This is a genomic window from Sphingomonas sp. PAMC 26617 (assembly GCF_000242835.1).
Classification (GTDB): Bacteria; Pseudomonadota; Alphaproteobacteria; order Sphingomonadales; family Sphingomonadaceae; genus Sphingomonas.
Genome location: NZ_JH594425.1, coordinates 1916223 through 1936570 on the forward strand (window position 1 = coordinate 1916223; position 20348 = coordinate 1936570).

Below are 20348 nucleotides of genomic sequence, written 5' to 3' on the forward strand. Positions count from 1 at the left end.
GAGCGGCCGCGTGCGGCGAGGGAATAGCGCGAAGGGGCCGTGGCCCGGTCTTTCGAAAGCCCGGGCGGGTTCTTATCTTCGGGGCGTGAACGCGCTCCCTGACCTTGGCGGCCACGCGCCGCTGTATCTCCTGATCGCCGGTGTCGTCGCGGTGATGATCGTCGCGCGGCGGGTGCCGTTCATCGGTCGGCTGGTGTCGTTCGCGTTCACCGCCGGGTCGATCGTGCTGGTGCTGGTGATCCTGTCCGAACGCGCGCAGTTCGACCCGATGTTCGCGCGGATGGCGCAGCGCTTCCAGATGGGGCAGCAACAGGCGGTCGGCGGCGAAACGCGAGTCAACATGTCGCCCGACGGGCATTTCTGGGTGCGCGTAAAGATCGGCGATTACGAGAAGCGGATGCTCGTCGACAGCGGCGCGACCGTCACCGCGCTCAGCGCCGATACCGCCGCCGCGGCAGGGATCGAACCGCGCGATGCGATGATGCCGGTGATGATGCAGACCGCCAACGGCACCGTCGCCGCGCAAACCGCGACCGTGCCCGAGATCCGGATCGGCAACGTCGTCGCGCGCGACGTGCCGGTGGTGGTGTCCCCCGCCTTTGGCGACATGAACGTGGTTGGGATGAATTTCCTGTCGCGCCTGAAATCGTGGCGGGTCGAGGACGGGGTGCTGATCCTGCAGCCGCATCACCCGCAGGGGTGAGCGAGCGGCCGCTGGTGCGGGCCGCCTCAGAAGCTGACCGTCGTCCCCATGTCGAGCGACGCGAGCACGATCGGCGCCTTGGTCTCCTGCTCGACCGCATCGTCGCCGGTCGGGGCGTGATCGGAATAGATGAAGCCCTTGGTCGGATAAGCCGAGGTGCCGAGGTCGCCCTGCGGACCGTACCAGACCTTGACCATGCTCCAGTCGCCGTTCGGCGAAACGTCGATCGCGCGGACGTCGCGCTCGATCCCGCCGCGGTGCGACCAGTTGGCGTGAGTCAGCAGGACTTCGCGGTCGCTGACGACTTCGCTGACCATCGCGACATGGCCGAGGCGCATCCGGTTGGTTGCGGTGAAGGCGAGGACCGCGCCGACCTTGGGGGCATGGCCGCGCGCATAATGGCCGGCGGCCTGCGACCACCAGGTGTTCGCATTGCCGCGGATCTCGATCCCCGAAATCTGCCGGGCGTAGGGCGCGCACTGCCAGAACTGCGCCATCGCCGGGGTCGCCGTCATCAGGCCGCACGCGACCATCAGCGCAAAGCACGCTGTCAAAGCCTTGAAATTCATGGGACCCCCACGGTCTTGAAACTGGTCTAGGTCGTCGTTGATCCTGTCAAAGCAGGTCGCAGGCCGCATGAAAACCCTTGCTCCCCGATGAACGGAACCTTTTCCGATGAAGCGAGTTGGGCGCGCGATGACTGCCATTTCGCGGCCTGCCGACAGCCCCGCGAAACACGATCCTGCTCGCCAAGCGGCTGGATCGGGGCTAGGAATCATTGCCATGAACCGAACCGCTACGGCGTTATGCCTGCTGCTTGCCGCCTGCTCGCCCGGCGGAGGATTCGGCAACGATGCGGGCCTGTACGATACCAACACCACCGCGCCCGCGCCCGGCGTGCAACCGGTCCAGATCGGCGAGGGCGGCTCCGCGTTCCAGGCGTGCGCGGGGCTGGGCGAGGTCGTCAACCTGTCGCCCGGCGGCGAGGCGTATCTCCCCTTGCGCGCCGCCCCCTTCGCGGAGGCGGACGAAGTCGCGCGGCTCGGCGCGGGAACGCGGGTGTTCCGCTGCACGCGCTCGCTCGACCAGCGCTGGCAGGGGATCGTCGTGGTGCCCGCCGATGGATCGGAGTGCGGCGTCGCCGCTCCGATTGCCGCTCCACGGCCTTATGCCGGGCCGTGCAAGTCGGGCTGGGCGCTGACCGGGTTCATCCGGCCGATCGCGGGTTAGGGCTATCCGGGGGGTAAGAACGCGGCGGGCACCCGGCGGTCACGCCGCCGAACTCGCCCGCAACCGCGCATCATGCTCCGCCCGCCCGAACGGGAAGCGCGCGTAGCAAAGCCCCGCCGCGACGTAGAACCCCAGCTCCAGCACCACGAACACCACGGTCAGCCGGTCGATCGTCGCGACCGGCACCAGCCCCGGCTTTGCCCCCGCCGGAAACGCCGCGAACGCGAGGATCCGCCCCGCGACGAAGATCCCGAGCCCGCCGACCAGCTTCTGCACGAAGAACCCGCCCGCGAAGAACACGCCTTCGGAGCGCTTGCCTGTGCGCACCTCCGAATCCTCGACCACGTCGGACAACATCGCCGCGCCGAGGATGAACGCCGAAACCCCGCACGCGGTATTCGCGGCGAAGATCGTCAGCAGCACCGGGAGCAGCAGCGGCGACCCGGGCTCGGGGAACACCCCTGCGAACCGCAGCAGATACGGGGCTGTCAGCAAACATCCCGCGCAGAAGGACAGCGCCATCGCGCTGCGTGGCTTGTCCCCGCCGCGCGTCAAGGCCGGCGCGAGGAAGAACGCGCCGAGCGCCCCCGCCATCAGCGCGATCGACAGGTAATTATAATCCCCCTGCGCGAACACCCAGACGAACTGGTACATGTACAGCGAGAGCGCGAACGAGATGCCCTGCGCGGTATACGCGAACAACCCCGCCGCCATCAGCCACAGGAACCCGCGGTTCCACACCGTGCGCCCGAAATCGCGCAGATGCTCCGCGAACGTCTCGTCCGAGCGCGGCACTTGCGGCAATCGCGGGATCTCCGGGTGCAGCCCGACCGAGGAGACGAGGATCGACGTCGCCATCACCAGTGCCGCCACGACCGCCATCCGGGAATAGCCATCCGCGTTGAGCGTCCCGACCGGATGCGTCGCATCGGGGACGAGAAAGACGCCATAGGCCAGCGCGAGCATCGCCAGCCCGCCACCCCAGCCGAACAGATAGCGATAGGAGAACAGCCGAGTCCGCTCGTCATAATCCGCGCTCAACTCGGGACCGAGCGCAGCGCCCGGGATCTCGAACATCGACAGCGCGACCCGCACCAGCAGCGCGCTGCCGAACACGTAGAGCAGCATCGCGCCCTGCGACAGGGCGGGCGGGTTCCACAGCAACAGCCACCCGATCGCGACCGGCAGCGCAGAGGCATACATCCACGGATGCCGCCGCCCCCACCGCCCGCGCGTATGATCCGACAGATAGCCGACCAGAGGATCGACGAACGCCTCGACCACCAGCGCCGCCATGATCGCGAGCCCGACCGACGCGGCGGGCAGGCCGATCACCTGATTGTAGAACAACAGCAAGAAGGTCGCGAAACCATTGTCCTTGACGCCATATGCGATCGACCCGATCCCGAACGACAGACGGCTCCGCGCCGACAGCCGCCGCGCGGGGGGCGCGACGAGCGGCCCGACCGAGCCGGGGGTCACGAAGCGAACGCTTCCAGTGCAGCGAACATCGAGGGGGCCTTGGGGTCCCAGCTGTGCCGCGGGCCGATCGTCAGCCCGCCATCGACCACGATCCGCGTCCCCGTGACGAACGATGCATCCTCGCTTGCGAGATAGGCGACCGCCGCCGCGATATCGTCCGATGTCCCCGCGCGCTGGAGCGGCTGCGCCTGCGCCGCCGCCTGGCCGATCATCCCGTTCGCCAGATCGCGCTTCTCGCCTGCGATGCCGAGCGCGGAGGTGAAGATGTTGGTCGTGATGAACCCCGGGCACACCGCATTGACGCGAATCCGGTGCTGCGCGAGATCGGCGGCGGCAAGCGTGGTGAGGTGGAGCACGCCCGCCTTGGCGACCGAGTAAGCGGTCGGCGCGGCGCCGGTCTGGAGCGCCGCCACCGACGACGTATTGACGATCGCCCCGCCGTGCCCGCGCGCGATCATCAACGGAGCGGCATAGCGGATCCCGAGCGCGACCGAGCGCAGCAGCAGTGCTTGCGTCCGGTCCCAATCCTCGGGCGAGATCGCATCGATCGACTCGCGCGATCCGCCAGCGCCCGCATTGTTGAACACCACGTCGAGCCCGCCCGCGGCATCGGCGGCGTGCATCAGCGCCTCGATCTCACCCGCCTGGAGCACGTCGGTCCGCTGGAAGTGGATTCGCCCGTTCGACGTGTCGGCGACTTCCGCGCCGCCCGCCTCGTCGATGTCGCCGATCCAGACTTCGGCACCCTCGCGTGCCAGCCGAAGCGCGGTTGCGCGGCCGATCCCCGAGGCCCCGCCGGTGACGACGGCCCGCTTGCCCGCAAAACGCATCCTGCTCTCCTGTACTTTTGGTCATACTAGTACGGGGGTTTAGCTGGTCAATGCGCCACGTTGATGATGATTTTGGAATTTCGGGTTTGCGGGCGGCGGCGGTTTGCGGCATCGCCGTCGGAACGACTTCGCCCCCAGTTACGATGCGAGAGGATTCATGGCACTCGACCCCGAAACCTTCGATGCGCTGATCGACACGGTTCGCCGGTTCGTCGCCGAACGGCTCCGCCCGCTCGAGGCGCAGGTCGAGGCGGATGACGCGATCCCCGCCGACGTCGTGCAGGACATGCGCGAGATGGGGCTGTTCGGCCTGTCGATCGATGAAGCGTATGGCGGGCTCGGGCTGACGATGCTCGAGGAAGCGCGCGTCGCGATCGAGCTTGGTCGCACCACGCCCGCGTTCCGCTCGACCTTCGGGACCAATGTCGGAATCGGCAGCCAGGGCCTTGTGATGGCGGGAACCCCCGAGCAGAAGGCGGCATGGCTGCCGCGCATCGCGAGCGGCGAGATCATCACCAGCTTCGCGTTGACCGAGCCCGAAGTCGGAAGCGATTCGGGCGCGGTGAAGACGCGCGCGACCTTCGACGGGCAGGCGTATCGGCTGTCGGGGACGAAACGCTACATCACCAACGCCGACAAGGCCGACCTGTTCACCGTGATGGCGCGCACCGGCGAACAGCCCGGCGCGCGCGGCGTGTCCGCCTTCCTCGTCCCGCGCGATCTTGCCGGGGTCAGCATCGGCGAGCCCGAGAAAAAGATGGGGCAGAAGGGCGCGAAGGTCGCCGACGTCCATTTCGACGATGTCGTCGTGCCGGCGGAGAACCGGCTCGGGGCGGAGGGCGAAGGCTTCAAGATCGCGATGCGCGTGCTCGATCGCGGGAGGCTGCATATCTCGGCGGTGTGCGTCGGCGTGGCCGAGCGGCTGATCGCGGATTGCGTCGCTTATGCGACCAGCCGGACGCAATTCGGCAAGCCGATTTCGGAGCATCAGTTGATCCAGGGGATGCTCGCGGATTCGAAGACCGAGGCGCTGGTCGCGCGCGCGATGGTGCTCGAGACCGCCGCCGCGAAGGATGCGGGCAAGGACGTGGTGATGGAATCCGCCGCCGCCAAATATTATGCGAGCGAGATGGTCGGCCGCGTCGCCGATCGCGCGGTGCAGATCTTCGGGGGTGCAGGCTATATCGCGGATTACGGGATCGAGCGGCTGTACCGCGACGTCCGGCTGTTCCGCATCTACGAGGGCACCAGCCAGATCCAGCAGATCATCATCGCGCGCGAGACGATCAAACGGGGGGGGTAAATCTCCCTCTCCCCGCTTGCGGGGAGAGGGTCGGGGAGAGGGGCAGTCCGGCAACAACCAGCGATAGGGTCGTGGAGAGACTGCCCTCTCCCCGGCCAGTTTTGTGGAACGGCGGGAGCGAAATGCCCCCGGCATTCCGCAGGTCGGGTCCGGGGGACCCGACCGACCCGCCGTTCCACAAAACTCCCGCAAGCGGGAGAGGGAGAAGAAATTATGGACACGACCAACCTGTTCCGGCTCGACGGCCGCATCGCACTCGTCACCGGGGGCTCGCGCGGGATCGGCAAGATGATCGCGGCGGGCTTCATCGCGCAAGGCGCGACCGTCTATATTTCGGCGCGAAAGGCCGAAGTCTGCTTCGAAACTGCCGCCGAACTGGGCGAAAATTGCATCGCGTTGCCGCAGGACGTGTCGACCGTCGCGGGCTGCAAGGCGCTCGCCGCGCAACTCGCCGAGCATACCGACCGGCTCGACATCCTCGTCAACAATGCGGGTGCCGCCTGGGGCGAGCCGTTCGAGGCGTTCCCGGAAAAGGGCTGGGACAAGGTGATGGACCTCAACGTCAAGTCGCCCTTCTTCCTGACGCAGGCGCTCCACGAACCGCTCAAGGCCGCCGCGAGCGCAGGCCGCCCGGCCAAGGTGATCAACATCACCTCGATCGACGGACAGCGGCTAAACCCGTGGGAGACCTATAGCTATCAGGCGTCGAAGGCGGCGCTGATCTATCTCACCAAGCGGATGGCGGCGCGCCTTGTGACCGACCACATCAACGTCACCTCGATCGCGCCGGGTGCCTTTGCCAGCGAGATGAACAAGGCCGCGCGAGACCATGGCGAGGCGATCGCGCGGAGCATCCCTGCCAAGCGCATCGGCGTCGACGAGGACATGGCGGGTGCCGCGATCTACCTTGCGAGCCGCGCGGGGGATTATGTGGTCGGCGACACGATCACGGTCGACGGCGGGCTGGTCCACGCCGCGCTCGGAACGAGCATCGACGCCTGAGAGCTGCGGCGCGTCGCCGGGAGAAGGAGAGAAATACTGTCCGACCCCGGGGACGCCGCCGCATCACCCCCTGCGGGGCACGCAAAACACACGTCTCACGTTTCGCGAGACTCCGTCGGGAAGCGGTGTGTCTGGACCGTTACGCCTTGCCCGGCGCGAACGTCATGCCTGCGCCGTTCATGCAATAGCGCTTGCCGGTCGGCTTCGGGCCGTCGTCGAACACATGCCCGAGATGCCCGCCGCAGCGGCGGCAATGGACTTCGGTCCGCGCCATGCCGAACGACCCGTCGACCCGGGTCCGCACCGCATTCGGCAGCGGTGCCCAGAAGCTCGGCCAGCCGGTGCCGCTGTCGAACTTGGTCTTGGAGGTAAATGCCGGCAGTGCGCAGCCGCCGCAGGAAAACGTCCCCGCGCGATGCTCGTTGTTGAGCGGGCTCGTATAGGGCGTCTCGGTCCCTTCGCGGCGCAGGATCTGATAGGCGGCGGGCGACAGCTTTTTCTTCCACGCGGCGTCGCTGAGGGTGACTTCGAACGTCTCGGGCGGGCTCGCGGTCGCGCCCTTGCAGCCGAACAGCGCGAAGGCGGCGACGCCCGATCCGGCGAGCGTCAGGAAATGGCGGCGGTCATGCATCGAAAAATGTCCTGCTCGGTAACGGGGGCCGTTGCACCCCATGTGGGAGTTACGCGCCCCGTCGCCAAGCGGACGCAGCTCAATAGCGGGTGATCTCGACCGGCAGCTTGCGATAGCCGTGGACGAAGCATGCCGAGACCCGCTCGGGCGCGCCGAGCATGTTGACCCGCATCCGCCGCTTCGCCATTTGCTCGAGCAGCACCGAAACCTGCAGCTCGGCGAGCCGCGCGCCGACGCAGCGATGGATGCCGTGCCCGAAGGCGAGGTGGCGGCGCGCATTGGGCCGGTCGACCAGGATGCGGTCGGCATCCTCGAACACGCTCTCGTCGCGATTGGCGGAGATGTACCAGAGGATCAGTTTGTCCCCCGCGGCAATCCGCTGGCCTTCCAACTCGGTATCGGTGGTGGCGGTGCGGCGCATGTGCGCGAGCGGGGTCTGCCAGCGGATGATTTCCTGCACCGCATTGTGGATCAGCCCGGGGTCCGCCTCCAGCTTCGCGCGCGTTTCCGGGAACTGGTCGAGCCCGTAGGCGACCGCGCTCATCGTGTTGCGCGTCGTGTCGTTGCCGCCGACGATCAGCAGGATCAGGTTCCCGAGGAACTCCAGCTGGTCCATTTCCGCCATCGCGTCGGAGTGGATCATCATCGAGATCAGGTCGGGGGTGGGTTCCTTGCCGACCTTGTCGTTCCACAGCTTCTGGAAATAGCCGCCGCATTCATACATGTGCTGCAACCGCTGCGCGCGCAGCTCGGCGGTCTTGACGAGTTCGACATCGCCCGCCCAGTCCGACCAGAAGGTGAGCTTGCGGCGGTCCGCCCAGGGAAAGTCGAACAGGATCGCGAGCATCTGCGTGGTCAGCTCGACCGCGACGCGGTCGACCCAGTCGAACGGGGTGTTCCAGTCGAGCCCGTCGAGGATCTCGGCGGTGCGCGCGCGGATGGTTTCGGTCAGCCGCACCATTTCGGAAGGGGTGAAGGCGGGGGCGACGGTGCGGCGCTGCCCGGTGTGCTTGGGCCGGTCCATCGCGATGAACATCGGCATCTTCACGTCGCCGCGATCCTCGATGGAATCGGCGATGGTGATCCCGCCCGCCTGGCTGGAATAGAGATCGGGGAGCGATTCGACCGCGACGATCGGCTTGTAGCTCGACACCGACCAATAGGCCCCGAAGTCCGAATGTTCGACACGGTGGACCGGGCTGGTCGCGCGGAGTTCGCGGAACGGCGCGTGCCACAGGTCGTCGCGGTACAGCTCGGGTCGGCTGACATCGAAAGGGTCCACCGGCATCACGCTGACGGGGTCCGACTCGATCGCTGCGGTCGCCATAGGCTCTCTCCCTTTTTGGGGAAGAGAACCTCTAACTGACACCCATGTCAACAGCGTTCTCCTGGACGGCCCGGCGGCGCTTCCAGCGGAAGCTCCCGCTCCCCGATTGCAGCACGCCACGCCGGAACGCGCGGACCCCGATGGCGATGAAGATCGCGACCCACAGCGCCTGCCACAGCAAGGCGAGCACGTGGACGCCGAGGCTCGCCGACTGCGCCGCGCGGCCCGCCATGTAATAAGGCGAGCTAAGCGGGAAGATCGCGGCGAAGGTGCTGATCCAGCTGTCGGGCTTCGACACCGCGACCGCGCCGAGCCCGAACATCGCGACCTGGATCAGCGTGATCGGGAGCGACAGCAACTGGATTTCGCGGACGCTCGCCGCCTGCGCGCCGACCCCGAGGAAGACCGCGCCGAGCAGCATGTACGCCATCGTGAAATAGGCGAAGAACAGCAGCGTGAACAGCGGCAGGCCGATCGTCGGGGTCAGTCCGGAAAGGCCCGTCGCGAAGGTCGGCGGGAGCAGCAGCGTCGCCTGGCTGAGCAGCGTGCCCCAGAACAGCAGGAACAGCACCGCGACCCCGAACGTGCCGAGCAGCTTGCCGAAGAACACCGATTCGAGCGGGACCGCGGCGGCGAGCACCTCGATCACCTTGTTGCCGCGCTCCTCCGCAACCCCGCTGACGACCTGCCCCGCGAGCAGCAGCGTGAGGAAGAACAAGGCGAACACCGCGAAGAAGCCCGACGCGTTCGCGCCGCGCAGCGACGAGGTGCGCCGGGAGACGATCGTCTTGGTTACGGTGCTGAGCGGAGCCACGCCGCTGCGGTCGGCGCGCAGCATCTGCTCGGCGAGCGCGGCGAGATAGTCGCCCGCGCGGGCACTCGTCGGAGTGTGGAGTACCTGCGGTGTGACGAGCGGGCCGTAGAGCACCGCCACGACATCGATCCGCGTGTCGTCGAACCGCGCGCGCGCCTGCGCGGCCGGGTCGGCGCCCGGCGCTTCGGTCTGGAGCAGCGGCGGTGCCTCGTCCGGGTTGCGGTAGAGCTGCCGCAACCGCAGGTCGAGCGCGGCGATATCGGCGCTGCGTGCCGGGTCGACGATCGCAACGATCCGCGTCTTGGCGTCCGCGCCCTTTTGCGCGGCATCCGCGCCAAGCCCGCCGATCGCGCCGAACGACCCCATCACCACCGGCGCGAGCAGGAAGATCAGGAAGGTCGGCGTGAACACCGTGGCGACGAAGTCGCGCCGCGCGATCGTCCAGATCTGGCGGAGCAGGATGCGGAACCGGCTCATTGCTTGCCCTCTAGCGCGGCCTTGCCGACGACCTTGACGAACACGTCGTGGAGCGATGGCCGCTCGATCGACAGGCCCGAGATGCCATGCCCCGCGGCGATCAGCGTGGCGAGCACGCGCTCGACCCCGTCGTCGGGAACGGTGAAGCGCCAGCCATCGCCGACATGCTCGGCATCGGCGGGGAGGTGCGCTGCGACGCCTGGGTCGTCGCGCGTCGGGGTGTAGAGCGCGCGCATCGGGAGCAGCGCCCGCGCATCGGCGACCGTTCCCTCGAACCGGCGCTTGCCCCCCGCGATGATCGCGAGCCGGTCGCACAGGCGTTCGGCGTGCGCCATCACGTGTGTCGAGAACAGCACGGTCGCGCCACGGTCGCGCTCGGCGAGGATCAGCGCCTCGAGCCGTTCCTGGTTGACCGGATCGAGCCCCGAAAACGGTTCGTCGAGCACGAGCAGGTCGGGCTGGTGGACGACCGAGCCGAGCAACTGGACGAGCTGCGCCATCCCCTTCGACAATTTGCGGATCCGCGTGTCGACCGCATGGCCGAGCCCCGCCGCCTCGAGCAGCCCGACCGCGCGCCTGCGCCCGGTCTTGAGATCGAGCCCGCGCAAAGCGCCCATGAACGCGATCGCATCCTTGGCGCGCATCGCGGGATAGAGCCCGCGTTCCTCGGGGAGATAGCCGACCCGGTCGCTCACCTCGCGCGGGCGATCATGCCCGAGCAGCGTGCGGCTTCCCGCGTCGGGTTCGATGATCCCGAGCAGCATCCGCAGCGTCGTCGTCTTGCCCGCGCCGTTCGGCCCGAGCACCCCGTAGATCGCGCCCTTCGGCACGACGATGTCGACGCCGTCGACGACGCGTCGCCCGCCGAACAGCTTGACCAGCCCCGATGCGTCGACCGCGCGTTCCTGCCCCAACGCCAATTCCCCCGATAGCCGTCCCCGTGGTAGCGGGGTGTGATGCAGGAAGACAAGACGCTGTTGCAAAGGCTTCAGGCGAAAGCGGCCGAATTCGGCTTCGTCGCCTGCGGGGTCACGCGCGCCGATGCCGCACCGCAGACTGCCGCGCGGCTGCGCGAATGGCTCGATGCCGGGCTGCACGGCGGGATGATCTGGATGGAGGAGCGCGCGCATCAGCGCCATACGCCCGCATCACTGTGGCCCGAAGTGCGCAGCGTGATCGCGCTGGGGATGAGCTATGCGCCCAAGACCGACCCGCTCGCACTGGCGGGGGAGGGCGGGATCGGGCGGATCTCGGTCTATGCGCAGGGGGGCGATTATCACGACGTGGTCAAGCGCGCGCTCAAGGCGCTCGCGCGCTGGCTGGTGGCGGAGGTGCCGGGAACCGACCTCAAGGTGTTCGTCGATACCGCGCCCGTCATGGAAAAGCCGTTGTCCGCCGCGGCGGGGCTGGGGTGGCAGGGGAAGCATACCAATCTGGTCAGCCGCGAGCATGGCTCGTGGCTGTTCCTGGGGGCGATCTATACGACGCTCGAGGCGGAAGTGTTCGAGGACGATACGCCTCTCTACTCTTCTGCTTCCCCGGCGATGGCCGGGGCCCAGTCGAGGGCCGATCATGGCGAAGCGCAGCGCTTGATATCCAGCGACATCCCTACTGTGCCCCGGCCTTCGCCGGGGAAGCAGGAGGAGGGGGAGCGCAAGGAAGCCCGCGTCATCGACCGTTGCGGATCGTGCGACGCGTGCCAGCGCGCCTGCCCGACCGATGCCTTCCCCGCGCCCTACCGGCTCGATGCGCGGCGGTGCATCTCGTATCTGACGATCGAACATGCAGGGCCGATCCCGCATGAATTCCGCGCCGCGATCGGCAACCGTATCTATGGCTGCGACGATTGCCTCGCGGTGTGCCCGTGGAACAAGTTCGCCGAAAGCGCGGCGGCGAACCGCGCGTTCCTGCCGCGCGCGGAGCTGGTCGCGCCCGCGCTGGGGGATCTGCTCGCGCTCGACGATGCGGGGTTCCGGCAGGTCTTCTCGGGCTCGCCGATCAAGCGGATCGGGCGCAACAAGATGATGCGCAACTGCCTGATCGCGGCGGGGAACAGCGGCGATCCCGGGCTGGCGGGGCCGGTGCGGGCGTTGCTCGATGACCCGGATCCGGTGGTGGCGGAAGCCGCGGCATGGGCGCTGGAGCGCCTTACTTAGCCCCTCCCCTTCAGGGGAGGGGTTGGGGTGGGGGAGTGCAGCAGAACGCGTTCTCTGCGAGGCACCGCCCCACCCCCTACCCCTCCCCTGAAGGGGAGGGGCAAGAAGGGGCAAACCGCCTGCCTGAAGGGGCGGGAAGGAGGCCTAAAGCCCCTCCCCTTCAGGGGAGGGGTTGGGGCGGGGGAGTGCAGCAGAACGCGTTCTCTGCGAGGCACTGCCCCACCCCCGACCCCTCCCCTGAAGGGGAGGGGCAAGAAGCGTAAAACCCCTCCCCTGAAGGGGAGGGGCAAGAAGGGTCAACCCGCTTCCCTGAAGGGGCGGGAAGGAGGCCTAAAGCCCCTCCCCTTCAGGGGAGGGGTTGGGGTGGGGGAGTTCAGCAGAGCGCGTTCTCTGCGAGGCACTGCCCCACCCCCTACCCCTCCCCTGAAGGGGAGGGGCAAGAAGAAGGCCGCCCTTGAACGCTTCCTCCGCCCCCTCTACTTCCGCCGCCCGATCTGCAACGCCCCCACGCAGCTCGCGCGGTCGATTGGCGAGCCGTCGGTCTGGCGCGTGTCGAGATAGGTCACCACCGGCTCGCCATTGCCCTTGGGGTAGAGATACGTGTCGAGCACGCAGGTCGCGTTGCTGAACTGGAGTTTGCGCGCGGTGCCCTCGCGCACGTCGGCGAGCGGCGTGCCGAACATCCGCGTCAGGCTCGCCGCGGTCGCGCCGACGACCTGGCCGAGCCCGGTCCCGGCGGGAATCGGGATCAGCGGCGCGCGCGAGGTCTGGACACTGGGCGTCGCCGATACGCAGCCGCCGAGCAGCGCCAGCGCAATCGCGGATCCGGCGAGTTTTGTCATGCGGAACGTCCTTCGTGGAACAGATGCGTCGCCATCGCCGCGCCGAGGATCGGCGCGAACAGGTTGAGTACCGGAACCATGAACAGCGCGGTCCCCGCAACCCCCAGCGCGAACCGCTCGACCGCACCGGTCTTGCGCCAGTCTCGCATCAGCGCAGACGGGATGTGGCGCGCCGCGACCATCTGCCCGAGGTCGAGCCCGAGCAGCCAGCCGTTGACGAGGAAGAACAGCAGCCACGTGCCCACCCCGGTGACGAGCAGTGCGACATAGATCGGCGCGAGCGCGAAATTGACGAGGATCGCGCGGCCCGCCGAGCGCAGCCCGAGCCCGATCCCGCGCGCGGTCGAGACGTTGCGCGCGGTCGCGAGGGCTGCGGGATAATGCCGCGCCTCGACCGCGATCACGACGTCATCCGCGAACGCGCCCATTACCCCGATCGCGATCGCGCGGAACAGCAGCCAGCTCAGCCCGAACGCCGCGAGCAATGCCGCCGCGCCGAGCAGCCCACCCGCGGTCGAATCCCATCCCCAGCGCGCGGCAAGCCGTGCCGCGGCATACCATAGGGCTGCGCCAAGCACGGCGATCAGCAGGACGGTGACGAGGAGCGACTTGACGAACACCGCAAGGATCTTGCGGTCGCCAAGCTGGCCGAGCGACAGGAGGAAGGCACGCAACATGGGCAGCGTCTAGCGCAGATCCGCCGCGACAGGAATTGCGGTCCTGCTGCGTCAGATCAGCCCGCCGCCGAGCATCAGGCGGACCACCGCGACGATCAGGACGAAGATGTTGAAGTTGCGCCCGCTCCTGTGCCCCGACAGCAGGCCGAGAACCACGCCGACGACCGCGATCGGGATCGCGAGATAATTGGCGATCCCGAAGAAGGGGATCAGCCCGACGAGCGCGACCGGCAGCGCGCACAGCCCGCACAGAACCGAAACGATGTTTACGATCATACCCATCTCAGCAACATGATGAATGGGGAATGGTTGCGCAAGGGCAACGTCCGTTTGAGGATCGGGATCGACGCCGATCCGGTCGCGAACGACAGCGCCTGATCCCGCGTTCCGCTGCCGGGGTGACGAAGGCGTCATTCCACGCTAACGCAGCCGCAATGGTTCAGCTATTTCTTGTCATGGCGGGCGGTGCTGTCGGCACCGCGGCGCGCTATCTCGTCGGGCGTGGCGCGGTCGCCGCGTTCGGCCCGCTCTTTCCGTACGGCACGCTTGCGGTCAACCTCATCGGCGGGTTCGCGATGGGCGTGCTGATGGGCGTGCTCGCGCGCGTCGGCGGCACCGAGAATACGCGGCTGTTGCTCGGCGTCGGGGTTCTCGGCGGCTTTACAACCTTTTCTTCCTTCTCGCTCGAGGTCGTGACGATGGTCGAGCGCGATGCGTGGATGACCGCGCTCGGCTACGTCCTTGCGTCGGTCCTCGGCGCGGTGCTGGCGCTGTTCGCCGGCCTCTGGCTTACCCGGATCGCAGCATGACCACGAAAACTCCCGAAAAACCCAGCAAGGCCACCAGCGACGTCCGCCAGTTCAGCGTGGGTGCCGACGATGACGGGATCCGGCTCGATCGCTGGTTCAAGCGGCATCTGCCCGACACGAGCTATACCACGGTCGCCAAATGGGCGCGCACCGGGCAGCTCCGCGTCGATGGCGCACGCGCAAAGCCCGGCGACCATGTCGTCGCCGGCCAGGCGATCCGCGTGCCCCCGGCCGAGCCGGTGCGCGTCGACGCCCCGGTCAAGCGCGAGCGTCCGCCGCTGAGCGACGACGAGATTACCTTCGCGCGCGAAATGGTGATCCACCGCGATGCGCAGGCGATCGTCCTCAACAAGCCGCCCGGTCTCGCGACGCAGGGCGGGACCAAGACGATCGAGCATGTCGACGGTCTGCTCGATGCGTTGCAGGACGACATGGAGGGCCGCCCCAAGCTGGTCCACCGGCTCGACAAGGACACGTCGGGCGCGCTGCTGATCGCGCGGACCGCGCGCGCGGCGGCGTATTTCTCCAAGTCCTTCTCCTCGCGGACCGCGCGTAAGACCTATTGGGCGCTGGTCGTCGGCGTGCCGTCGATCGAGGACGGGATGATCGAACTGCCGATCGCCAAGCAGCCCGGCACCGGCGGCGAGAAGATGCACGTCGACGAGAAGGAAGGCAGCCCCGCCCGTACGCGCTACCGCGTGATCGAGATGGCGGGGACGACCACCGCGTGGCTCGAGCTGATCCCGCACACCGGGCGCACGCATCAGCTGCGCGTCCATCTCGCGGCGATCGGGCATCCGATCGTCGGTGACGGCAAGTACGGCGGGCAGGCTGCGTTCCTGACCGGCAACATCTCGCGCAAGATGCATCTGCACTCGCGCCGGATCCGGATCGACCACCCCGACGGCGGCGCGATCGACGTCCAGGCCGAACTGCCGACGCATTTCTCCGAGAGCCTCAAGCAGCTCGGGTTCGACGAGATGCTGGGCAACATGATGCCGCTCGAATCGCCCCCGCCGCCGAGCCGTGAGGTGAAAAAGCAGCAAGCACGCCAGCACGCCAAGACCTACCGCAAGGATCGCAAGGGCGAACGGCGGCGGCGCGGTTCGGCGACGTGAGCGGGATCGGACGGGTTACGATCGACCGTCACCCCGGGCTTGTCCCGGGGTCTACCGCTGAACGTTTCCCCGGAGCCGTTGGACGAGCTGCACGGTGGCCCCCGGCACGAGGCCGGGGTGACGGGACGGTGTGCGCGGCTGCGCAGGCACCGTTCGGCTGATGCATCCCGATCCGGCCTTTCGCTGGGAGGATCGCACCGCGATGCGCGCGCTCGTGGGCGAACTCGGGTTTGGCACGCTGTTCGCGGCAACGCCGGACGGTCCGCGCGTGGCGCATATTCCGGTGGTCTGGTGCGATGACGACACGCTTGCCTTCCACGTCGCGCGCGGCAACGGCATCGCGCGGCATCTCGACGGCGCGACGGGGCTGTTCGTGGTTCAGGGGCCGGACGGTTATGTGAGCCCCGACTGGTACGGCCTCGGCCCCGATCAGGTGCCGACGTGGAATTACGTCGCGGTCGAACTGGAAGGCCGCATGGCGAGGCTCGACCACGACGGGCTGGTCGATCAGGTCGACCGGGTGTCGGCGCTGCAGGAGGATCGGCTCGCGCCCAAGACGCCGTGGACCCGCGCGAAGATGGACCCGGCGCTGTTCGACCGAATGACGCGCGGGATCATCGGGTTCACGCTCACCGTGCAGGCGTGGCGGGGCACGACGAAGCTCGGGCAGAACAAGCCGGAAGCGGCGCGCTTGGCGGCGGCGGACGCGATCGAGGCGGCGGGCCGTCGCGGGATCGCGCATTGGATGCGGAACGCATGATGCACCTAGCATCGCATCCCCTTGCGCCCTTCGGCGGAGAAGGAAGCTTATCATGACAAGAATACTCTCCCCCGCCCGCCTCGCGCTGTTCGATTGTGACGGCACGCTGGTCGACAGCCAGGACAATATCTGCCGATCGGTCGAGGAAGCGTTCACCGGCGCAAAGCTCGTCGCGCCCGATCGCACGGCGATCCGTCGGATCGTGGGGCTGAGCCTGGTCGAGGCGATGCAGATGCTGCTCCCCGAAGGCGACCCCGCGCTGCACCGCAGCCTGGCCGACGATTACAAGGCGGCGTTCTTCAAGATGCGGACCTCGGGCGCGATGAGTGCGGAGCCGCTGTACGACGGCATCCTCGATGTGCTCGATCATCTTGCCGCGGACGGCTGGAAGCTCGGCGTCGCGACCGGCAAGTCCGACCGGGGCCTTGCGCATATCCTCGCGCATCACGGGATCGCCGCGCATTTCATCACGCTCCAGACCGCCGACCGCCACCCGTCCAAGCCGCATCCCTCGATGATCGAGACCGCGATGGCGGATGCGGGCGCGGTGCCCGAGACGACCGTGATGATCGGCGACACCAGCTACGACATGTTGATGGCCCGCGCGGCGGGGACGCGTGCGCTGGGGGTGGCGTGGGGCTATCACCCGGCGGAGGAACTCACCGACGCGGGCGCGCATGCTGTCGCGGTGACGGTCGCGTCGCTCCCCGGATTGATGGCACCCCGATGACCGACCCCGATACCACCGCGCGCAACCGCTATTTCACGATGATCGGCACGCGGCTGCTGGGGGTGGCGGGCGCGTTGCTCGGGCTGATCCTGATCGCGCGCGGCGATTCGACCGTGCCAAAGGCGATCGGCACCGCGCTGGTGATTTCCGCACTGTTGCTGATCGCGATCGTCCCGCGCGCGCTTGCGCGGCGCTGGCGGAGTCCGGAGCAACCATGAAGCGGTTCTGGAAAGAGGTCGCGGTCGATGCCGAGCGCGGGATCCGACTCGACGACCGCCCGCTCCGCACGCCGGGGCGCGTGCCGCTGACGCTGCCGACCGCGGCACTGGCGGAAGCCGTTGCGGACGAATGGCGTTCGGTCGAGGAGGGGGCGGAAATCGACCCGCGCGCGATGCCGCTGACCGGGCTGGGCAATGCCGCGATCGACCGCGTCGGCGCGGACCCTGCCCTGTTCGCCGCAGGCCTTGCGCAGTACGGCGAGAGCGACCTGCTTTGTTACCGCGCGGATTCCCCCGAGGATCTGGTCGCGCGACAGGCGGCGGCATGGGATCCGCTGCTCGACTGGGCGCGGGCGCGCTACGACGTGCATATCGAGGTCGCGACGGGAATCCTGCACCGCGCGCAGCCTGTGGTGACGCTTGCGCGGCTGGCGGAGGCGATTGCGGCGCGCGATGCGTTCACGCTGGCGGCGCTGTCGCCGGTGGTAACGATCGGGGGCTCGCTGATTGCGGCGCTCGCTTTGGTCGAGCAGGCCGCGACTCCGGAACAGGTGTGGGACGCGGTAACGTTCGACGAGGAATATCAGGCGGAACGCTGGGGGCGCGATCCGCTCGCCGAGGCGGGAATCGCCGCGCGGCGGCGTGACTTTGGGGGTGGCGTGCGGATGCTGGAGTTGCTGGGGGGGTAAGCTGGGTGGCTATGGCCACCCCCTCACCGTCATCCCCGCGGAGGCGGGGATCCATACTGGCTGACCACGCAGTACGCGACCGACGGCGCTAATGGATTCCCGCCTGCGCGGGAATGACGGAAGAATTGGGAGTGTCGCCCCGCAAACCGCCCTTACTTCTCCGGCAGCCGGCGAATAAACCCGATCATCCCGCGCTGGCGCGAGCGCTTCAGCCGTTCCGCGGTCAAAATCGTCTGGACGCACTCGTAGCAGTCATCGAGATCGTCGTTGACCAGCACGTAATCATAGCCGTCCCAATGGCTCACCTCGGCGAGCGCGCGGTCCATGCGGCGGTCGATGACCTCCTGCGAATCGGTCGCGCGCTTCTCGAGCCGGTCGCGCAGCGTCTTGAGACCGGGCGGCAGGATGAACACGCGCACCACGTCGCCGCCCGCGAGCTGGAACAATTGCTGCGCGCCCTGCCAGTCGATGTCGAACAGAATGTCCTGTCCGTTCTCGAGATCCTTGAACACGGTGTCGCGCGGGGTGCCGTAGCGCTCGTCGAACACCCGCGCCCATTCGAGGAACTGGTCGTCCTCCGCCATGTGACGGAAGGTTTCCTTGTCGACGAAATGATAGTCCTTGCCTTCGACTTCGCCTTTTCGCATCGGGCGGGTCGTGTAGGACACTGACATCTTGAGCTTGTTGTGCTCTTCCTTGAGCAGGCGATTGGCGATCGTCGACTTGCCCGCGCCCGAAGGCGAGGACAGGACGAACATCAGTCCGCGGCGTTTGAAGCTCTTGGGCTGGGAAGAACGATGGTCGGGCATGCCCGCTAGTGGCGCGGGCACGGGGTATGCGTCAACCCATCCGACGTTCAGCGCTGCGCGGCATCCGTGCCGAATACGCCGTCCTTGAGCTTGCCGATGCCGCGCAGGACGAACCAGCCGGTCGCGAAGGTAAGCGCGAGCGGGATGATCGCGGTGATCACCTTGGCCGCGATCGCGCCCTCGATGGCACCGTCGATGCTGCTGTCGTCGCCGCTGGACCCGTCGATGGCTGCGCCGATGGCGGCGCCGATGAGTCTCGTTACGGTCATGATAGTCTCCTTTGTCGGGAGCGGTAGCGTTCGGGCGCGACGTTGGTTCCAAATGGGTTCCGGCCTGCGCCGGAACACCGCGCGATCAGACCATGGTTTCGGGCCGCACCAGCCGGTCGAACGTCGCATCGTCGACCAATCCGAGCGCATGCCCCGCCTCGCGCAGCGTCAGGCCCTCGTGATGCGCGTGCTTGGCGATCTTCGCGGCATTGTCATAGCCGATCTCGGGCGCGAGCGCGGTGACGAGCATCAGCGAGCGGTCGACCAGCTCGGCGATTCGCGCCTCGTCGGGTTCGATCCCCTCGACGCAGCGTTCCGCGAAGCTTTCCATCGCGACCGCGAGCAGATCGATCGAGCGGAGCAATGCCGCGCCGAGCATCGGCTTGAACACGTTGAGTTCGAGATGGCCCTGCAAGCCCCCGATCGTGATCGCCTGGTGGTTGCCGATCACCTGGGCGGCGACCATAGTCAGCATCTCGCACTGGGTCGGGTTGACCTTGCCCGGCATGATCGAACTGCCCGGCTCGTTCTCGGGCAGGTGCAGCTCGCCCAGCCCCGAACGCGGGCCGGAACCTAACAGGCGGATGTCATTGGCGATCTTGGTCAGCGCGACCGCGAGCGTATTGAGCGTCCCCGACAATTGCACGATCGGATCGTTCGACGCGAGCGCCTCGAACGGATTCTGCGCGGGGTGGAACGGCAGGCCGGTGATCTCTGAAATCACCAGGCAGATGTCGCGCGCGAACCCTTCCGGCGCGTTGAGCCCGGTGCCAACCGCGGTCCCGCCCTGCGCGAGCCGGTTGGTGCCATGCGTCACCGCCGGGTCGATCCGCCGACGGCAGCGGTACAATTGGTTGGCGTAGCCCGAGAATTCCTGCCCGAGCGTGACCGGCGTCGCATCCTGCAGATGCGTCCGTCCGATCTTGACGATCCCGCTCCAGGCGCGTGCCTTGGCGTCGAGTGCTGCATGCAGCCGGTCGAGCGCGGGGAAGAGGCGTTGGGTCACGCCGATCGACGCGGCGATATGCAGCGCGGTCGGGAAGCTGTCGTTCGACGACTGGCTCTTGTTGACGTGATCGTTCGGGTGGACTGGCGTCTTGCCGCCGCGCGTGCCCGTCAGCTGCTCGTTGGCGCGCCCGGCGATCACCTCGTTGACGTTCATGTTGGTCTGGGTGCCCGACCCGGTCTGCCAGATGACCAGCGGGAACTGATCGTCGAGCGTACCCGCCGCGACTTCGGCGGCGGCCGATTCGATCTGTTCGGCAATGTCCGCGGGAAGCCCGTGCGCGCGGTTCACCCGCGCGGCGGCCTGTTTCACGATTCCGAGCGCATGGACGATCGCGAGCGGCATCCGCTCGGTCGCGGGGAAGGGGAAATTCTCGATCGAGCGCTGTGTCTGCGCGCCCCAATAGGCGCTGGCCGGAACCTCGACGGGGCCGAGCGAATCGGTTTCGGTACGGGTGTCGGTCATC

24 protein-coding genes are annotated in these 20348 nt (G+C 67.8%); 11 read left to right on the plus strand and 13 right to left on the minus strand.

Annotated elements, in window-relative coordinates; all coding sequences use genetic code 11:
• Positions 1–85 precede the first annotated feature (85 nt).
• The gene (locus RH91_RS08430) at positions 86–703 is read left to right on the plus strand and encodes a retropepsin-like aspartic protease family protein (RefSeq protein ID WP_010162235.1); all 618 of its coding nucleotides are present in this window, start codon (positions 86–88) and stop codon (positions 701–703) included.
• A gap of 26 nt (positions 704–729) precedes the next feature.
• On the opposite strand, the gene RH91_RS08435 is transcribed toward RH91_RS08430, so the two are convergent.
• Positions 730–1272 (minus strand): CHAP domain-containing protein, encoded by a 543-nt coding sequence (locus RH91_RS08435; RefSeq protein WP_010162236.1) that lies wholly within the window; start codon positions 1270–1272, stop codon positions 730–732.
• A gap of 214 nt (positions 1273–1486) precedes the next feature.
• On the opposite strand from RH91_RS08435, the gene RH91_RS08440 reads away from it, so the two are divergent.
• On the plus strand, positions 1487–1933 hold the full coding sequence (locus RH91_RS08440; RefSeq protein WP_010162237.1) for a hypothetical protein: 447 nt from the start codon (positions 1487–1489) through the stop codon (positions 1931–1933).
• A 39-nt stretch (positions 1934–1972) separates the two neighbouring features.
• Here RH91_RS08440 and RH91_RS08445 read toward each other — a convergent pair whose 3' ends face one another.
• Both RH91_RS08445 and RH91_RS08450 read right to left on the minus strand, forming a co-directional pair.
• On the minus strand, positions 1973–3415 hold the full coding sequence (locus RH91_RS08445; RefSeq protein ID WP_010162238.1) for an MFS transporter: 1443 nt from the start codon (positions 3413–3415) through the stop codon (positions 1973–1975).
• Positions 3412–4245, minus strand: a complete 834-nt coding sequence (locus RH91_RS08450) for an SDR family NAD(P)-dependent oxidoreductase (protein ID WP_010162239.1) — start codon at positions 4243–4245, stop codon at positions 3412–3414. The genes RH91_RS08445 and RH91_RS08450 overlap by 4 nt, the downstream gene beginning before the upstream one ends.
• A gap of 157 nt (positions 4246–4402) precedes the next feature.
• Here RH91_RS08450 and RH91_RS08455 point away from each other — a divergent pair, with 157 nt between their 5' ends.
• Together RH91_RS08455 and RH91_RS08460 are read left to right on the plus strand one after the other, a co-directional pair.
• Positions 4403–5548 (plus strand): acyl-CoA dehydrogenase family protein, encoded by a 1146-nt coding sequence (locus RH91_RS08455; protein WP_010162240.1) that lies wholly within the window; start codon positions 4403–4405, stop codon positions 5546–5548.
• A gap of 213 nt (positions 5549–5761) precedes the next feature.
• Entirely contained in the window at positions 5762–6550 is a 789-nt protein-coding gene (locus RH91_RS08460) for an SDR family oxidoreductase (protein ID WP_010162241.1), read from the plus strand.
• A gap of 139 nt (positions 6551–6689) precedes the next feature.
• Here the strand turns inward: RH91_RS08460 and msrB are convergent, their stop codons facing one another.
• From msrB to RH91_RS08480, 4 genes are all read right to left on the minus strand, one after another.
• Positions 6690–7181 carry a peptide-methionine (R)-S-oxide reductase MsrB gene (msrB, locus tag RH91_RS08465; RefSeq protein WP_010162242.1) on the minus strand — a complete coding sequence of 164 codons (492 nt, stop codon included), beginning with the start codon at positions 7179–7181 and terminating at the stop codon, positions 6690–6692.
• 79 nt (positions 7182–7260) lie between these two features.
• Positions 7261–8508 (minus strand): cytochrome P450, encoded by a 1248-nt coding sequence (locus RH91_RS08470; RefSeq protein WP_010162243.1) that lies wholly within the window; start codon positions 8506–8508, stop codon positions 7261–7263.
• A gap of 31 nt (positions 8509–8539) precedes the next feature.
• Positions 8540–9799 carry an ABC transporter permease gene (locus tag RH91_RS08475; RefSeq protein WP_010162244.1) on the minus strand — a complete coding sequence of 420 codons (1260 nt, stop codon included), beginning with the start codon at positions 9797–9799 and terminating at the stop codon, positions 8540–8542.
• Entirely contained in the window at positions 9796–10719 is a 924-nt protein-coding gene (locus RH91_RS08480) for an ABC transporter ATP-binding protein (protein ID WP_010162246.1), read from the minus strand. The genes RH91_RS08475 and RH91_RS08480 overlap by 4 nt, the downstream gene beginning before the upstream one ends.
• A 36-nt stretch (positions 10720–10755) precedes the next feature.
• Between RH91_RS08480 and queG the strand changes: the two genes are divergently transcribed.
• Positions 10756–11955 (plus strand): tRNA epoxyqueuosine(34) reductase QueG, encoded by a 1200-nt coding sequence (gene queG, locus RH91_RS08485; RefSeq protein WP_029623713.1) that lies wholly within the window; start codon positions 10756–10758, stop codon positions 11953–11955.
• A gap of 476 nt (positions 11956–12431) precedes the next feature.
• Here the strand turns inward: queG and RH91_RS08490 are convergent, their stop codons facing one another.
• Genes RH91_RS08490 through RH91_RS08500 form a run of 3 tightly spaced genes read right to left on the minus strand, consistent with a single transcriptional unit; the run spans position 12432 to position 13756 of the window.
• Positions 12432–12797 (minus strand): hypothetical protein, encoded by a 366-nt coding sequence (locus RH91_RS08490; RefSeq protein WP_010162248.1) that lies wholly within the window; start codon positions 12795–12797, stop codon positions 12432–12434.
• Complete coding sequence (locus RH91_RS08495) at positions 12794–13474, minus strand: EI24 domain-containing protein (protein ID WP_010162249.1); 681 nt, start codon at positions 13472–13474, stop codon at positions 12794–12796. Before RH91_RS08495 ends, RH91_RS08490 begins: the two co-directional genes overlap by 4 nt.
• 51 nt (positions 13475–13525) lie before the next feature.
• The gene (locus RH91_RS08500; RefSeq protein WP_442852543.1) at positions 13526–13756 is read right to left on the minus strand and encodes a hypothetical protein; all 231 of its coding nucleotides are present in this window, start codon (positions 13754–13756) and stop codon (positions 13526–13528) included.
• 152 nt (positions 13757–13908) lie between these two features.
• On the opposite strand from RH91_RS08500, the gene crcB reads away from it, so the two are divergent.
• From crcB to RH91_RS08530, 6 genes are all read left to right on the plus strand, one after another.
• The gene (gene crcB, locus RH91_RS08505) at positions 13909–14283 is read left to right on the plus strand and encodes a fluoride efflux transporter CrcB (RefSeq protein ID WP_026046763.1); all 375 of its coding nucleotides are present in this window, start codon (positions 13909–13911) and stop codon (positions 14281–14283) included.
• Positions 14280–15401 carry an RluA family pseudouridine synthase gene (locus tag RH91_RS08510; RefSeq protein ID WP_010162252.1) on the plus strand — a complete coding sequence of 374 codons (1122 nt, stop codon included), beginning with the start codon at positions 14280–14282 and terminating at the stop codon, positions 15399–15401. Before crcB ends, RH91_RS08510 begins: the two co-directional genes overlap by 4 nt.
• A 160-nt stretch (positions 15402–15561) precedes the next feature.
• A complete protein-coding gene (locus RH91_RS08515) occupies positions 15562–16161 on the plus strand; it encodes an FMN-binding negative transcriptional regulator (protein WP_037478647.1) in 600 nt (199 codons plus the stop codon).
• Between the two features lie 52 nt (positions 16162–16213).
• The gene (locus tag RH91_RS08520; RefSeq protein ID WP_010162255.1) at positions 16214–16891 is read left to right on the plus strand and encodes an HAD-IA family hydrolase; all 678 of its coding nucleotides are present in this window, start codon (positions 16214–16216) and stop codon (positions 16889–16891) included.
• Complete coding sequence (locus tag RH91_RS08525; RefSeq protein WP_010162256.1) at positions 16888–17109, plus strand: hypothetical protein; 222 nt, start codon at positions 16888–16890, stop codon at positions 17107–17109. Before RH91_RS08520 ends, RH91_RS08525 begins: the two co-directional genes overlap by 4 nt.
• A complete protein-coding gene (locus RH91_RS08530) occupies positions 17106–17798 on the plus strand; it encodes an ATP12 family chaperone protein (RefSeq protein ID WP_010162257.1) in 693 nt (230 codons plus the stop codon). The genes RH91_RS08525 and RH91_RS08530 overlap by 4 nt, the downstream gene beginning before the upstream one ends.
• Positions 17799–17950: 152 nt before the next feature.
• Here RH91_RS08530 and gmk read toward each other — a convergent pair whose 3' ends face one another.
• The 3 genes from gmk to fumC all read right to left on the minus strand — a co-directional run bounded on the left by gmk (position 17951) and on the right by fumC (position 20347).
• The gene (gene gmk, locus RH91_RS08535) at positions 17951–18607 is read right to left on the minus strand and encodes a guanylate kinase (protein WP_029623714.1); all 657 of its coding nucleotides are present in this window, start codon (positions 18605–18607) and stop codon (positions 17951–17953) included.
• A gap of 47 nt (positions 18608–18654) precedes the next feature.
• Positions 18655–18876: a hypothetical protein gene (locus RH91_RS08540; protein WP_010162259.1), complete on the minus strand. Its 222-nt coding sequence runs from the start codon at positions 18874–18876 to the stop codon at positions 18655–18657.
• Positions 18877–18961: 85 nt separating this feature from the next.
• Positions 18962–20347, minus strand: coding sequence for a class II fumarate hydratase (fumC, locus tag RH91_RS08545; protein WP_010162260.1), 1386 nt, complete (start codon positions 20345–20347; stop codon positions 18962–18964).
• Between the last annotated feature and the right edge of the window lies 1 nt (position 20348).

Excerpts from the sequence above, each read along its gene's own strand:
- RH91_RS08435 (WP_010162236.1), bottom strand. The coding sequence starts at position 1,272 with ATGAATTTCAAGGCTTTGACAGCGTGCTTTGCGCTGATGGTCGCGTGC.
- RH91_RS08440 (WP_010162237.1), top strand. The coding sequence starts at position 1,487 with ATGAACCGAACCGCTACGGCGTTATGCCTGCTGCTTGCCGCCTGCTCG.
- RH91_RS08450 (WP_010162239.1), bottom strand. The coding sequence starts at position 4,245 with ATGCGTTTTGCGGGCAAGCGGGCCGTCGTCACCGGCGGGGCCTCGGGG.
- RH91_RS08455 (WP_010162240.1), top strand. The coding sequence starts at position 4,403 with ATGGCACTCGACCCCGAAACCTTCGATGCGCTGATCGACACGGTTCGC.
- RH91_RS08460 (WP_010162241.1), top strand. The coding sequence starts at position 5,762 with ATGGACACGACCAACCTGTTCCGGCTCGACGGCCGCATCGCACTCGTC.
- msrB (WP_010162242.1), bottom strand. The coding sequence starts at position 7,181 with ATGCATGACCGCCGCCATTTCCTGACGCTCGCCGGATCGGGCGTCGCC.
- RH91_RS08470 (WP_010162243.1), bottom strand. The coding sequence starts at position 8,508 with ATGGCGACCGCAGCGATCGAGTCGGACCCCGTCAGCGTGATGCCGGTG.
- RH91_RS08475 (WP_010162244.1), bottom strand. The coding sequence starts at position 9,799 with ATGAGCCGGTTCCGCATCCTGCTCCGCCAGATCTGGACGATCGCGCGG.
- queG (WP_029623713.1), top strand. The coding sequence starts at position 10,756 with ATGCAGGAAGACAAGACGCTGTTGCAAAGGCTTCAGGCGAAAGCGGCC.
- RH91_RS08490 (WP_010162248.1), bottom strand. The coding sequence starts at position 12,797 with ATGACAAAACTCGCCGGATCCGCGATTGCGCTGGCGCTGCTCGGCGGC.
- RH91_RS08495 (WP_010162249.1), bottom strand. The coding sequence starts at position 13,474 with ATGTTGCGTGCCTTCCTCCTGTCGCTCGGCCAGCTTGGCGACCGCAAG.
- RH91_RS08500 (WP_442852543.1), bottom strand. The coding sequence starts at position 13,756 with ATGGGTATGATCGTAAACATCGTTTCGGTTCTGTGCGGGCTGTGCGCG.
- crcB (WP_026046763.1), top strand. The coding sequence starts at position 13,909 with ATGGTTCAGCTATTTCTTGTCATGGCGGGCGGTGCTGTCGGCACCGCG.
- RH91_RS08510 (WP_010162252.1), top strand. The coding sequence starts at position 14,280 with ATGACCACGAAAACTCCCGAAAAACCCAGCAAGGCCACCAGCGACGTC.
- RH91_RS08515 (WP_037478647.1), top strand. The coding sequence starts at position 15,562 with ATGCATCCCGATCCGGCCTTTCGCTGGGAGGATCGCACCGCGATGCGC.
- RH91_RS08520 (WP_010162255.1), top strand. The coding sequence starts at position 16,214 with ATGACAAGAATACTCTCCCCCGCCCGCCTCGCGCTGTTCGATTGTGAC.
- RH91_RS08525 (WP_010162256.1), top strand. The coding sequence starts at position 16,888 with ATGACCGACCCCGATACCACCGCGCGCAACCGCTATTTCACGATGATC.
- RH91_RS08530 (WP_010162257.1), top strand. The coding sequence starts at position 17,106 with ATGAAGCGGTTCTGGAAAGAGGTCGCGGTCGATGCCGAGCGCGGGATC.
- gmk (WP_029623714.1), bottom strand. The coding sequence starts at position 18,607 with ATGCCCGACCATCGTTCTTCCCAGCCCAAGAGCTTCAAACGCCGCGGA.
- RH91_RS08540 (WP_010162259.1), bottom strand. The coding sequence starts at position 18,876 with ATGACCGTAACGAGACTCATCGGCGCCGCCATCGGCGCAGCCATCGAC.
- fumC (WP_010162260.1), bottom strand. The coding sequence starts at position 20,347 with ATGACCGACACCCGTACCGAAACCGATTCGCTCGGCCCCGTCGAGGTT.